Genomic DNA, 13542 nt, shown 5'->3' with positions numbered 1-13542 from the left:
TGAAATGCTTACGCGCTACGGGTTGCAGTGATCGGACCAAATGGGTTAGGCTCCGAGGTTGCATTACCCGGGTATTACAGTCCTGTAAGGAACGCAGAACTTGAACCAGGGAAACCTTTATAGAAGGGCTTTCTTGGTTGGATCCTGCACGACTAGCGTTAGTTGTTCGGCTGAAGGTAAAGGGTAGGCGTAGCATAGTCGACCACCGCGGCGCCTTTTCCCAACAAATCGGCCCCGATTACCCCATCAATTTCTGGTAGCTGGTGTTGGCGAAAGGCCGTGTTTACGTGCTCCAGGGATAAGACATACACGGTTTGATCGTCGAAGACCAGTTGGCCATGCAACACCAATTCATTGCCGGCCGACCAGGCCGTATCCGCCACGCTTCCTCCTACCCCAGTACCTGGGTGCGTACTGACTTGCAGGGGGCTGCCAAACTGGCTGATCTTACTGGGATCCAGCAAGGTATGACTCGAGCCCGGATCGAGCAGGAAATGAGCCGGTACCTGATTAACGAGCACCGGTAGAGTGCAGTGTCCAGTAGTATAGCGACGTAAGGGCAGGGGCACGTAGCCTAGTGCCTGCAGGTAGCCGATAAGGGGAAGGGAGGGTAACGCGTGGACTGCAGTAGACATACTAGGAAAGCGAGGAAGAGCTAACAGGAACCAGCAAGCGCTAAGCGCTGCCGTATGCCTTGACATAGGCAGCAGGATTGCTGCAGGTCAAATTTGTTGTGAATCCGTGTCGCGCCCACCGGCAGGGTGGGGTGCCGACTACTGGGCAGGACCAGGAACACAATATCGGGGTGGCGGGTGGCCCCGGCGAATTGGTGAGCAACCGCCTCCATCAGTTCGTCCTCGTTGTCATTCGGGTACAACAGCACCCGTAAGCTGCCAGGGGGCTCTTCCCCGTTGGCGCGGAGCGCGGCTACGGCCCGGTTGATCACTGCACGCAAGTCATGCGGGGCAATCTTAAATCGCTTCTTGAAGGCGCGGGAGAAGGTTTCGCAATTGACGTAGCCCAGCGTTAGTGCCAACTCTAAAATGGCCTGATCCTCTTGGAGGAGCATCTGATAGGCGCGTTGCAGCCGGTGGTAGGCCACATACTGATGGGGCGAATAACCGGTTTGCTGCTTGAAGAGCCGGTGAAAGTGGAAGAGCGATAAACAGGCAGCTTGCGCCATCTGTGCCACGGAAGGGTAGACAGGCGCTGGAGGATCTAGCAGGCGTAAGGCCGCGGCAATGCGAGCGTTCATAGTAGGCGGAAGGTAACAGGGTGCCTTCGCCTACTCTATGACCAATCCTGCTGTTTTCTGGAGCGGTACGCGGGAAGCAGTGAGTGCGTTGGTGGAGGAGGCAACTGCGCTGCCGTACCCCTTTGTGGGTTAGTATCGTTCCAGAAAGTCGGGAAGCTGCCGTGCGCTCAATGGTTTTCGATTGCTGTAACGATGCAAAGACAGTTACGTGAACTTATTCAGTGAAATGAGACAATTGATTCAGCTAAACCAGTAATACGATCAACTTAGTTTTAGGACAAGACAGTAAAACAATGTCCTACGTACCCGCTGCCCAACGCGCCGGTGCGCTGTCACGTGGCCGCGTTCGGGCTTGCGGCAGTTAGCGCCGTTTCGCATCTTTGGCAATGGGTCTACGCAGCCGCTGGCAGGCGAACTGCGTCCCTTCTTTTTTTCGCTTCTGCTGGTCGCTGTATGGTGATTAACTTTTTGGAGGATGCCGATGGCAGCCGCTGCACGCTTTCCTTTGAAGAAGCTGATGGCTGGCTGCGGGCGACCTGGCGAGGGCACGTGGATGCAGCCGAAGCCATGCGCGGGGCCGAGAATTACTTAGCCCAGAGCGGGCCGTTTCACTGCCCCTACTTGCTCAATGACAACCTCGCCCTGCAGGGCTCCTGGTTTGATTCCATCGAGTGGCTGGAGCGGGCCTGGCTCCCACAAGCCTTGCAGCGGGGCTTGCGCTACGTGGCTCATGTGGTGCAAGCCGATACCCGCACGGACATTCTTACGCTCTCCTTTCCCGCGCCCTTAGTCGGCGTGTTGGAGCTGCAGCTTTTTCACCACATGGTGGAAGCCGAGGAGTGGCTGCGCACTTGTCAGCAGCTAGCCTAGCTGCCGCCAGAACGGGGAAAGGCGATGGGTTCTTCCTGCTTCAGGTGCCGCGTAGCGTAAGCTTAGCTCCGTCTGCCCCCTGTTTTCACGCGTGTGATGCGCCTACGGCTATTTTGTCCTAGCTTTAACGCACTATGCCTACTCTTTACTTCAAAAATGCGATGGGCCAGCTGTGGGCCCATCCTGACGGCTGTGCCGTGTTGCGCTATCAGGCCGCTCCTCGTACCCTCTCGGAGGTACATGCGATGCTCTTGGAGACTGGTCGTCTGTTGCAGCTCAAAGGGTGGCATAAGACGCTGAGTGATCAACGGCAGCTCACACCGCTCACGCCTGACGAGCAAGAATTGATTCTGCACTACTGGCAAACCCGCAAGATCGCACTGGGCCCAGCAATCATCGCCGTCTTGCTGGCCCACGATGTCTTCACGCGTCTTTCCTTTAGTCAGGTGCGGCACCAAGCGGAGGGCGCCTTGCTCTACCGCACCTTTGAGCAGGAAGCCGAAGCCATGGCTTGGTTGCGGCACACCGCTTGAGGACCAAACTCAGCTCGGCCCGGAAATTCTGGCTATTGACGCTTACCCACCGCTTGTTTGCCCCGCCTCACCCAGCTGATCCAATACTTAACTACTGGGTATCGGCGGGCATCAGCCTGTGGCCGTATACGGATCTTTTTCCCTTGTCCTCTATCCTATCCTGTGTATGCTCCCCTTTTCTGATCCCCAGTCCGTTGCGCGCTACGCAGAACGTCCCCCGCGCATCGTGCCCGGCTTCGCCGACTTACACCGCATGAGCGCGCTGCTGCTGGCTGAGCGCACGCCGCCGGATGGGCGGGTTCTGGTGCTGGGCGCCGGCGGGGGCTTGGAGTTAAAAGCGTTCGCCGAATTCCAGCCCAGTTGGCGCTTGGATGGTGTCGACCCCTCTGCGGAAATGGTACGCCTGGCCCAGGCCACGCTCGGCCCGTTAGCGGACCAGGTGCAATTCCACGAAGGCTACATCGACACGGCGCCGGCAGGACCTTATGATGCCGCCACCTGCCTGCTCACCTTCCATTTTCTACCCTTGGAAGAGCGCCGCCACATCTTGCAGCAGATTCTGCGTCGTCTACGACCAGGTGCTCCCTTCGTGGTGGCCCATCACAGCTTCCCGCAGCACGAGCCCGAGCGGGCGGTGTGGCTCGCTCGCTATGCGGCCTTTACGGTGGCCACGGGGACCGACCGGGTCCAGGCGGAGGCCGGGAGTGCCGTCATGGCGGCCCGGCTATCGGTACTTTCGCCACAACAAGACGAAGCGCTGCTGCAGGAAGCGGGTTTTGCCGACGTTAGCCTCTTCTATGCCGGCTTCACCTTCCGGGGGTGGGTAGCCTACAAACCGTAGCCGTCTATCTGTGCTTCAGCTTCTAGTTCACCGACAAACCAGTCGAGCTAGCTGCTACCAGCTTTCGATCAACGAAGCCTAGTGTAACCTTTTAAGCCCTTCAATTTTCTGTTAGTCGTATCCGAAATTTAATTCCTCATGGCTGCTGCAATACCTGATTAGCGTCTTTTTTACAGCAGTTACTGGCATTACCTCGAGAGCCGTATGTGCAGGCCAGTAACCACTGTAAAAAAGACGCTAAGTAAGCATTCTAGACCACTGGCAAGTGATAGGGCGAACGATCCGCCCGACAGCGGAGACTTCTGCAACAGCCATGCTCCTCTACAGTGGGGTATAGCTGCTCATTCCTGATAAGCAAACGATTATCGAAGCTTAGCTTTTGTGTTTACCGCTTGTAGTGGCCTGATTGGTTACGTTCCGTCTGGATATAGGAACCAGTAAGCCCGCCTACGCGCATTAGCAAGCTGCTTCAAAGCATAAGCAGGGCTATTTTTCAGCGAAGTTGCTCACGAAAATGACCATTGTGAGAGTAAAAAAAGTCCCTTCTTTTTGGGCCAAGCCATTGCTGTTTTGTTAGATAAGTGATTTTGGGTGAGGTAGCCAAGGGTGGAATGGGTGATGCATTTATGTTGCTATCGTTGAATCTCTAATAACTAGGTGAGTCTGGAGGATTACTTGCTGAGCAGGCATCTTTATTTTGGTGTGCATCTGCTTCAAAAAGAGGTGTGCGGCTTCCTGACCTATTTCAAAGGAGGGATGCATGATGGAGGTGAGCGTTGGCTCTACTACTGTTGCGTGAAACTCGTCACTAAAGCCCACAAGTGCTACATCAGTTGGAATACGTAGCCCTTGCCGCTTGATTTCCTTCATGGCAGCAAAAGCAGTGGTGTCATTCACCCCAAAAATGGCATTAGGTGGCTGTGGCAGCGCTAGTAACTGTCGTGTAGCAGCCGTTGCGCTATCTATACTCATATCACAGTGCACGAGTAGCGCGTCCTGAAAGTGTAGCCCCGTGTTAGCTAGCCCGTCTTTGTAGCCTTGTATACGTTCGCGGGTAATATTGAGCTGCGCTGGTCCGGCGATGTGGGCGATTCTGCGGTAGCCTCGCTCGACGAAATGTTCAGTGATGTGGCAAGCAGCTACCTGGTTATCTACCACCACTGTATCCACTTCGGTTGTGCGGCACACTCGATCAAAGAAGACTAACGGCATATCTTCCTCAATCAAGTGGTCGAAGTGCGTGTAATCGGTCGTTTCTTGCGACAGACACATGATGATGCCTTCCACGCGCAACTTGAGCAGGTTTTCGAGGCATTCCTTCTCCTTTTCGTAGCTCTCGTAGCTAGAGCGGATCACGATATAGTAGCCATTTTCCTCTGCTACACTTTCAATGCCGCTAATGATGGAAGAGAAGAAGTAAGTCACCAAATCCGGTACAATTACGCCGATAATGCGGGTCTTGTTTTTTAGCAAGCCCATAGCAAGCGGGTTAGGGCTGTACTGGAGCTCCTGCGCTAGTTGCTGCACCTTTTTAGTGATTTCCGGTCCGATATCGGGATGGTTCTTCAGCGCTCGGGAGACCGTCGACATCGACACATTTAAGGCTTGGGCCAACGTTTTCAGGGAAATAGGGTGCTTACGCATAGACTTCTTCTTAAGATCTTAAACTTAAAGAAGATGCTAGATTTGACACCTAGTCTCACAAGCCCTTGCATGGTTAGGCAATGCATAGAACCAGTGCAAAAGCTGATCGAGGTACAAGCTTAAATAGTTCCGCAAAGGTTTGCGCAAACCTTTGCGGAACTATTTATAACCAATTGGTTGCGAGCTATCTCTGAGCCAATAGATTTGTTCGAACGACTTGAGTACTCAGCGTGCTAAGTGCTCTTTCACAAGCTGAAACCAGCTACAAAAAAGGGCCATTATTTGATTGAACAGTTGAGATAATTAAAGCTTTTCCTTCAAAAGAAGAGCTACGAATAGCTACCGATACCTTTTATCGGCAGCTGCGCCACAGACTGGATTCCTTTCTCACCATATTCCCACACTCCAGCCAATGAATTCAACTCCTACCCAACCTAGTGAGCAATTTGCGCGCGCATTATCAGTGACAGCTGGTATACTGCTCTTGACTACTCCTAGTCCAATAGTTGCGGCACCGTACCTAGTTAGTTCGTCTTCTTTCCCACAGAAGACTTCTGCGCTTACGCACTGGGCAAACCGATTCACTGAGGCCGTTATTTTCTCTTCGGCCAAAAAATTCACCAACTCCGGAATCGATTCCGGAGCACATGACGTGACTGTAACGGGGCACGTGGTAGATGCCAAGGGAAACAGGCTGCCTGGGGTAACGGTGGTGGTGAAAGGATCTACGATTGGCACCGGCACCAGTCCTGATGGCGGCTTTTCCTTGCAAGTACCTGAAAACAGCACGCTGGTATTCAGTTTTGTTGGTTTTGCCCGAAAAGAAGTGGTCGTGACGGATGGAACCAGCAGCCTTACGGTGACCCTAGCCGAGGATACCAAGGCCCTAAATGAGGTAGTGGTGGTGGGGTATGGTACGCAGAAAAAGGCTGATGTAACGGGCGCGGTTTCAACCATTTCGGCTAAGGATTTTGAAAACACCGTCACCACCAACGTTGGTCAGGCCTTACAGGGGCGCACCGCTGGGGTGCAAGTGACGCAGAATACCGGCCGCCCCGGCGACGCGCCCCTTGTGCGGGTGCGCGGCGTGGGTACTACGGGTAACAGTAACCCGCTGTACGTTATTGACGGCGTCATTACGAACCCAGATGCGACGGGGGTAACCGGCGCATTCAACAGCACCGGCGGCACGAGCACCGCGGGCGGCATTGCCAACATCAACCCTGATGATATTGAGTCGATTACGGTGCTGAAAGATGCCGCTTCCTCCGCCATCTACGGGGCACGGGCAGCGAACGGTGTGGTGCTCGTTACTACCAAACGCGGCAAGGCCGGCCTAGGTCGGGTGACCTTCAACAGCTACGCGGGCGTGCAGAAAGCGTGGCGGCTGCCGAAAATGGCTAATGCTACCGAGTTTGCTACGTTGCAGAACGAAGCCCGCGTTAATGCAGGATTGACGCCCAACTGGAACCGCGTGGATACGCTAGGCGTCGGCAATGAAAAGATTGCGGAAATCTTTCATCCCGCGGCTATCCAAGACTACCATCTGTCGTTCTCAGGCGGGTCGGAGAAGTCGCAGTACGCGGTTTCCCTGGGTTACTTCAAACAAGATGGCATTGGCATTGGGGTAAAGTATAATCGTTATTCGCTGAGCGTCAACTCCGATCATCAGGTTCTGAAAAAGCTGCGTGTGGGCAACAGCCTTTCGCTCACGCGAGGCGCAAGCCGCAGTGGGCTGTGGAGCGAAACGTTTGTCAATGCTATTCGCTTTTCACCCACTATTCCGAAGTATATGCCGGATGGCGGCCCCGGCTACGCTACCCGCCCCGGCGAGCAGTTAGGGTACCTAGCCCCCTTGGGTGCGGCTTACCAGTTTCAGAATGATCTGACGCGCTACCGCATTCTGGGCAACGTGTACGCGGAATATGCCTTCACCCCGGCCTTAAAGTTCCGCTCTACCCTGGGGGGCGACTTCATCATTGAAGATGGTATTTCTTTCGTGCCTGTCTATACCTTCGGGAGCCGCACGAATACGCTGAGTACCCTCGACCGGAACTACGCCATCAGTGGTACGTGGTTAAACGAGAATACCTTATCATATAATAAAACCTTCGCCGGTCGGCACAACGTGTCGGCGCTGGTGGGGGTGACGCAGCAGGCGAACCGGTCGGAGAACATCAGCGCCCACCGGGAGAGCTTGCCCAACAACGACATTCGGGTGCTGGATGCCGCTTCGCTCAACGACCGGGCCCGCGGTGGTGCCTCCGAGTGGTCGATTCGCTCCTTTATTGGTCGGCTGAATTATAACCTGAACGAAAAATACCTGCTCTCGGCCAACCTGCGGGTCGATGGCTCCTCCCGCTTCGGCGCAGGCAACCGCTACGGGGTGTTTCCTTCGTTTGCCGCCGGCTGGCGCTTATCGAGCGAGAAGTTCATGGAGAACATTCGCGCTATCAATGACTTGAAGTTTCGGGCCAGCTGGGGACAGCTTGGCAACCAGGAAATCGGCTTGTACTCGTTCACCAACGGCCTGGACCTAGGGCAGAACTACGTGCTTGGCACCGGGCAGACGATTGCCTCCGGGGCGGCACCTATCGCGCTCGGCAACCCCAACATCAAGTGGGAAACGACTACCATGCAGGATGCAGGGCTCGACCTAGCTTTGTTCAACAATGCCGTATCGGTGACGGTCGACTACTTCGTTAAGACCACCCGGGATATGCTCGTGCAGGTGCCCATTCCGGGCACCACGGGCGTGACCACCGCGCCTTACCAAAACGCTGGCTCAGTGCGCAATTCGGGCTTTGAGCTGGCGGTGGGCTACCAGAAGTCCACCGGAGATTTTCGCTACGATGTCAACGCAAACATCTCCACGCTCAAAAATCGGGTGCTTTCTTTGGCTGGCGTGCCCATTGTTTCGGGCGTGTTCAAAACGGCGGAAGGGCAGCCCATCAACTCCCTTTTTGGCTACGTGCAAGAGGGCGTTTTTCAGACCCAGGAGGAGATTAACACCCATGCCACCCAGGCCAATGCCAAGCCCGGCGACATCAAGTGGAAAGACCTCAACGGCGACGGCACCATCAATGACCTCGACCGAGATTACATCGGCAACACCATTCCTCGCCTGACCTACGGCTTCAACGGCAGCGTTAGCTACAAACGCTTCGATTTCAGCTTGTTCGTGCAGGGCGTGCAGGGCCGCGAGGTGTTCTTGGACAAAACCGGTGGGCGCCGCCTGGTAGACAACTTCGACAACACCACCGTGGATTACCTGAGCCGCTGGACGGGCCCCGGCACCAGCAACCACGTGCCCCGGCTCGTGTGGGGCGACCCGAGCAACAACCAGCGCACCTCCGATTTCTTCGTCTACGATGCTAGCTACGTGCGCATCAAGAACATCCAGCTAGGTTACACGCTGCCGAAAGACTTACTCGGCGTCAACCGCATCCGCGTGTATGTGAGCTGCCAGAACCTGCTGACGCTGACGCCCTATCCGTGGTTTGACCCGGAAGTGGGGCAGGGCCGCGACAACAACTTCACGGACCTGATGACTTACCCGCAGCCCCGCACCTTCTTGGGCGGCATCAACCTCGAATTCTAGTGCCCATTTCTCGATGACTACTAGCATGAAACGAATCCTACTAGCTGCTACGGCCGCCCTGCTACTCACTGGATGCGAAAAAGAGTTTTTGGAGAAGGAGCCGCTGAGTGTGGTTACGCCCGATAACTTCTACAAAACCTCCAACGACGCCGTGCGTGCCATTAATGCAGCCTATAAGCCGCTCACTCTGCAAGGCGTGGGGCAATTTGGCCTCGACCGCTACGGCAACTACATGTCGGGCGACGCGCAGTCGGCCAACGACGACGCCAACTGGAGCCAGATTCAGGAGTTCACGGTGACCTCAGACAACCAGAATGTGCGCAACAGTTGGAACGCTTTCTACCAAGGTATCTTCCGGGCCAACCTGGTGCTAGACCGCGTGCCCGCTATTGCGATGGACGAGGGTCTGAAGCAGCGTATTCTGGGGGAAGCCGCATTCCTGCGCGCCATCAACTATCACTACTTGGTGCTGCTGTTCGGCGACGTGCCGCTCATCACCAAGCCCCAGTTTGAGGTAAAAGAATTCCTCGTTTCGCGCACACCGACGCAACAAGTGTACCAGCAGATTATCAGTGATTTGAAGATAGCTGAAACCAGCCTGCCTCGCACGTATGCCGCCGCCGACGTAGGCCGCGCCACGCAAGGCGCCGCCAAAGCGTTCTTGGCCAAGGTTTACTTGTATCGCAAGCAATGGCCCGAAGCGGCCGCCAAGGCCAAAGAGGTTATTGATGCCAACACCTACAGTCTCTTTGACCGCTACTTCGACAACTTCGAGCTAGCTACCGAGAACGGCAAGGAATCTATTTTCGAGATTCAATACGCCTCCTTCCTGGGCGGCCTCGGCAACGCAACGAACAATTACGATGCGCCCCGTGGCCTGGGCTTCACGCTCGACGGGGGCTACGGCTACGGGTCGCCCACCAAAAACTTCGTGAACTCCTTTGCTCCGAACGACCCTAGGCTAAGCTACAGCGTCTTCCGGGCAGGGGATGTATTCCAGAGTATTGCGTACAACCCGGCGGCTTCTCCCACGGGCTACAGCCCTCGCAAATACGTGGTCGGGAAAGGAGCCAACATCGGCAAAAGCGACGACCCGAAGAACTTTATCCTGATGCGCTACGCCGATTTGCTGCTGATGTACGCCGAAGCGCTGAACGAAGCAGGCAAGCCCAGCGAAGCCGCCGCCCCAGTGAACCAAGTGCGGGCGCGGGCCGACGTGAAGCTAGCGCCGCTTGCTACCACGCTGTCGCAGAGTCAAATGCGCCAAGCCATCAAGGATGAGCGCCGCGCCGAGCTAGGTCTGGAGGGCCACCGCTGGTTCGACCTCGTGCGCTGGGGCGATGCCGCCACCTACCTGAAGTCTATTGGCAAAACAGGCTATCGCGACGGGGTAAGTGACAGGCTACCCATTCCGCAGGCCGAGCGCGACATCAACCCCAACCTGACGCAGAACAATGGTTATTAGCCTAGCTCAGCGTCGTTAATAAGCAATGCTAGGTAGTTTGGTTGTCCAAGAAGCCTCATTTTTGGCAGCCAACTACCTAGCATTGCTCCGTTTCTACTCGTTACTCCTGAACCTTACCCGCTAAATGATTCGCTTCCGTCACAGAACCAACCTGCTATTAGTCGTCTGTTCATTACTTCTCTCGCTCCAAACGCGGGCCCAAAATCCGCTGACGTTGTGGTACAATAAGCCCGCGGCGAACTGGAACGAAGCCCTACCCATCGGCAACGGCCGCTTGGCCGCCATGGTCTACGGCACCCCGGGCCGGGAGCGGTTGCAACTTAACGAAGAAACCGTGTGGGCCGGCGAGCCAGGCAACAATGTAGTGCCGGGCGTGTACGAGGGCATTGTGGAAATCCGCAAGCTTCTTTTTGCGGGAAAGTATAAGGAAGCACAGGACCTCGCGAACAAGACCTTTCCGCGCCAGGCCTTGACCACCAACAACTATGGCATGCCCTACCAAACTGTGGGCAACCTGCTGCTAACCTTCCCCGGCCACGAGGCGGCCACCAACTACTACCGGGACCTCGATATTCAACAAGCCATAGCCAAGGTGAGCTACCAAGTGCAGGGCGTCACCTACACCCGCGAGATGTTTGTGTCGCTGCCCGATCAGGTTATTGTGGTGCGCCTGACGGCCAGCAAGCCGGGCAGCATCACCTGCCGCCTCGGCATGAATAGCCCGCAGCTCAGCCATAGCATCAAAACGGAGCCGACTAAGCTCGTGCTGGCGGGTGTCGGTGGCAGCAATGACAATAAGGTTGGTAAGGTTAAGTTTCAGGCCCACATTGTGCCGAAAGTGGAAGGTGGCACAGTAACCGCCACGGATAGCACCCTGCAAATAACGGGTGCTACGGCGGCGACAATCTACGTTTCCATGGGCACGAACTTCAAGAGCTACAAGGACCTAGGGGGGGATGAGACTGCTAAAGCGGCTTCGTACTTGCCGGCGGCCCTGGCCAAAGCGTACCCGGCCACCAAAGCGGCCCACGTAGCCAGCTACCGGCGCTACTTCGACCGGGTGAGCCTGAACCTAGGGAGCACCGACGCTGTGAAAAAGCCTACCGATGTACGCATTGCAGATTTTGCCACGGGTAACGACCCGGCCCTCGCTGCGCTCTACTTCCAGTTTGGGCGCTACCTGCTGATTTGCAGCTCTCAACCCGGCACCCAGCCCGCCAACCTACAAGGCAAGTGGAACGACAAACTCTCGCCGCCCTGGGACAGCAAGTACACGGTGAACATCAACACCGAGATGAACTACTGGCCGGCCGAAGTCACGAACCTCTCGGAGCTGCACCAGCCGCTGTTCAGCATGCTCAAGGACCTAGCCGAAACCGGCAAGGAAAGCGCCTCGGTGGTGTACCACGCCCGCGGCTGGAACATGCACCACAACACCGACTTGTGGCGCATCACCGGCAACGTGGACGGGGGCTTCTACGGCATGTGGCCCATGGGCGGAGCCTGGCTCACCCAACACCTCTGGCAGCACTACCTTTTCACCGGCGACAAGGCTTTTTTACGGGAATACTATCCAGTGCTGAAAGGCGCTGCCCTGTATTACGTGGATGCCTTGCAGGAAGAACCTAGCCATAAGTGGCTAGTGGTGGCCCCCTCTATGTCGCCGGAAAACACCTACCAGAGCGGCGTCGGCATCACGGCCGGCACCACCATGGACAACCAGCTCGTGTTTGATGTCTTCTCGAATGCCCTACGTGCCGCCGCTGTCCTGAACACCGATAAGGCCTTTGCTGATACGCTCCAAGGCATGATCAAGCGCCTGCCGCCTATGCAGATTGGTCAGTACAGCCAGCTGCAAGAGTGGCTGCAAGACTGGGACAAACCCGATGATAAGCACCGGCACGTCTCGCACTTGTACGGCCTCTACCCGAGCCAGCAGATCTCTCCGTACGCGAATCCGGAGCTGTTTGCCGCCGCCGAAAACTCACTGGTGTACCGGGGCGACAAATCAACGGGCTGGTCAATGGGCTGGAAAGTAAACCTCTGGGCCCGCTTACTGAACGGCAACCGGGCCTATAAACTCATTGCCGACCAACTGAATCCGGCCGGCACAGAAGCTTCCGGCCAGAATGGCGGCACGTACCCCAACCTGCTCGATGCCCACCCTCCGTTCCAAATCGACGGCAACTTCGGTTGCACGTCTGGCATTGCCGAAATGCTCGTGCAGAGCCACGATGGGGCCATCGACATCTTGCCCGCCCTGCCGGATGCCTGGCCTACTGGTGAGGTGAAGGGCTTAGTAGCTCGTGGCGGATATGTAGTCGACCTAGCTTGGAACAAAGGCAAAGTGACGCGCTTGCAGATTACCTCGAAGCTAGGGGGCAACTGCCGCCTGCGGGTGCACAGCCCCGTCGCGGCAACCGGCACAGCCAAGCTAGCTACCACGCGGGGCACAAATCCCAACCCTTTCTACCAAAACACGGTAATCAAGACCCCGCTGGTATCGGCCAAGGCTGCCGTCAAGAAGTCTACGCTACAGCCCTCCTTTGTGTACGACCTAGCTACCAAAGCGAGCACCACTTATACCCTCAATGGTCGCTAAACGGCGTGGTACGCTGGTGTTTCCTTAATAGGACATTCGCTGTTGACTTATTCCTCTTTTTCCTTCTTGGAAGGCATCAAACTTCTATCCTAACAACGGCCTAAAAAGACGCCATCAGTCTACTAGCGATTAAGTTATAAACATGGATTTACAACTGCGTGATAAGGTTATTATCGTGACTGGCGGGGCGAAGGGCATTGGGGAAGGCATCAGCCAAGTGCTGGCCCGCGAGGGTGCCATCCCGGTTATTGTGGGGCGCAGCGAGCAAGACAACATAGGTGCTGTGAGGGCCATCGGAGCGGCGGGTGGCCGGGCCAGCCAAATAGCAGCCGAGCTTTCGAACCCTGCGGAATGCCCGCGGGCAGTGGAAGCCGTGGTGGCACAATTTGGCCGCATCGATGGGCTGGTGAATAATGCTGGCGTGAACGACGGCGTGGGCCTAGAAAGCGGCAGCTACGAAGCCTTTATGGCGAGCCTGCACAAGAACGTGGTGCACTATTACCTCATGGCCCACCACGCCCTGCCGGAGTTGAAAAAGAGCAAAGGGGCCATCCTGAACATCACGTCTAAAACCGCCGAAACGGGCCAAGGCAATACCTCCGCCTACGCCGCCGCTAACGGTGGCCGCAACGCTCTCACCCGTGAGTGGGCCGTGGAGCTGCTCAAATACGGTATTCGCGTGAACGCCATTGTGGTAGCCGAGTGCTGGACGCCCGCCTACGAAACCTGGA

The 13542-nt window shown here is 56.2% G+C and carries 10 protein-coding genes; 7 read left to right on the top strand and 3 right to left on the bottom strand.

Annotated features, from left to right (window positions below; genetic code table 11):
• Positions 1-158 precede the first annotated feature (158 nt).
• Positions 159-635 carry a retropepsin-like aspartic protease gene (locus BXP70_RS27650; protein ID WP_179197879.1) on the bottom strand — a complete coding sequence of 159 codons (477 nt, stop codon included), beginning with the start codon at positions 633-635 and terminating at the stop codon, positions 159-161.
• 20 nt (positions 636-655) lie between these two features.
• A complete protein-coding gene (locus tag BXP70_RS27645) occupies positions 656-1255 on the bottom strand; it encodes a helix-turn-helix transcriptional regulator (RefSeq protein WP_086597364.1) in 600 nt (199 codons plus the stop codon).
• Between the two features lie 453 nt (positions 1256-1708).
• Here BXP70_RS27645 and BXP70_RS27640 point away from each other — a divergent pair, with 453 nt between their 5' ends.
• From BXP70_RS27640 to BXP70_RS27630, 3 genes are all read left to right on the top strand, one after another.
• Positions 1709-2125: a hypothetical protein gene (locus BXP70_RS27640; protein ID WP_086597363.1), complete on the top strand. Its 417-nt coding sequence runs from the start codon at positions 1709-1711 to the stop codon at positions 2123-2125.
• A gap of 134 nt (positions 2126-2259) precedes the next feature.
• Complete coding sequence (locus BXP70_RS27635) at positions 2260-2658, top strand: PIN domain-containing protein (protein ID WP_086597362.1); 399 nt, start codon at positions 2260-2262, stop codon at positions 2656-2658.
• Positions 2659-2776: 118 nt separating this feature from the next.
• Complete coding sequence (locus tag BXP70_RS27630; RefSeq protein WP_245849769.1) at positions 2777-3499, top strand: class I SAM-dependent methyltransferase; 723 nt, start codon at positions 2777-2779, stop codon at positions 3497-3499.
• Between the two features lie 624 nt (positions 3500-4123).
• On the opposite strand, the gene BXP70_RS27625 is transcribed toward BXP70_RS27630, so the two are convergent.
• Positions 4124-5143, bottom strand: coding sequence for a LacI family DNA-binding transcriptional regulator (locus tag BXP70_RS27625; protein ID WP_086597360.1), 1020 nt, complete (start codon positions 5141-5143; stop codon positions 4124-4126).
• A 412-nt stretch (positions 5144-5555) separates the two neighbouring features.
• Between BXP70_RS27625 and BXP70_RS27620 the strand changes: the two genes are divergently transcribed.
• The 4 genes from BXP70_RS27620 to BXP70_RS27605 form a co-directional block, all read left to right on the top strand.
• A complete protein-coding gene (locus BXP70_RS27620) occupies positions 5556-8744 on the top strand; it encodes a SusC/RagA family TonB-linked outer membrane protein (protein WP_086597359.1) in 3189 nt (1062 codons plus the stop codon).
• Between the two features lie 25 nt (positions 8745-8769).
• Complete coding sequence (locus tag BXP70_RS27615; protein ID WP_179197878.1) at positions 8770-10209, top strand: RagB/SusD family nutrient uptake outer membrane protein; 1440 nt, start codon at positions 8770-8772, stop codon at positions 10207-10209.
• Positions 10210-10333: 124 nt separating this feature from the next.
• Positions 10334-12811: a glycoside hydrolase family 95 protein gene (locus BXP70_RS27610; protein WP_086597357.1), complete on the top strand. Its 2478-nt coding sequence runs from the start codon at positions 10334-10336 to the stop codon at positions 12809-12811.
• A 142-nt stretch (positions 12812-12953) separates the two neighbouring features.
• The coding region (locus BXP70_RS27605; protein ID WP_143436741.1) for an L-fucose dehydrogenase at positions 12954-13542 on the top strand (589 nt) is incomplete at its 3' end.

The organism is Hymenobacter crusticola, assembly GCF_002154225.1.
In the GTDB taxonomy this organism is placed as follows: Bacteria; Bacteroidota; Bacteroidia; order Cytophagales; family Hymenobacteraceae; genus Hymenobacter; species Hymenobacter crusticola.
This window is presented reverse-complemented; position numbering and strand designations above follow the sequence as displayed.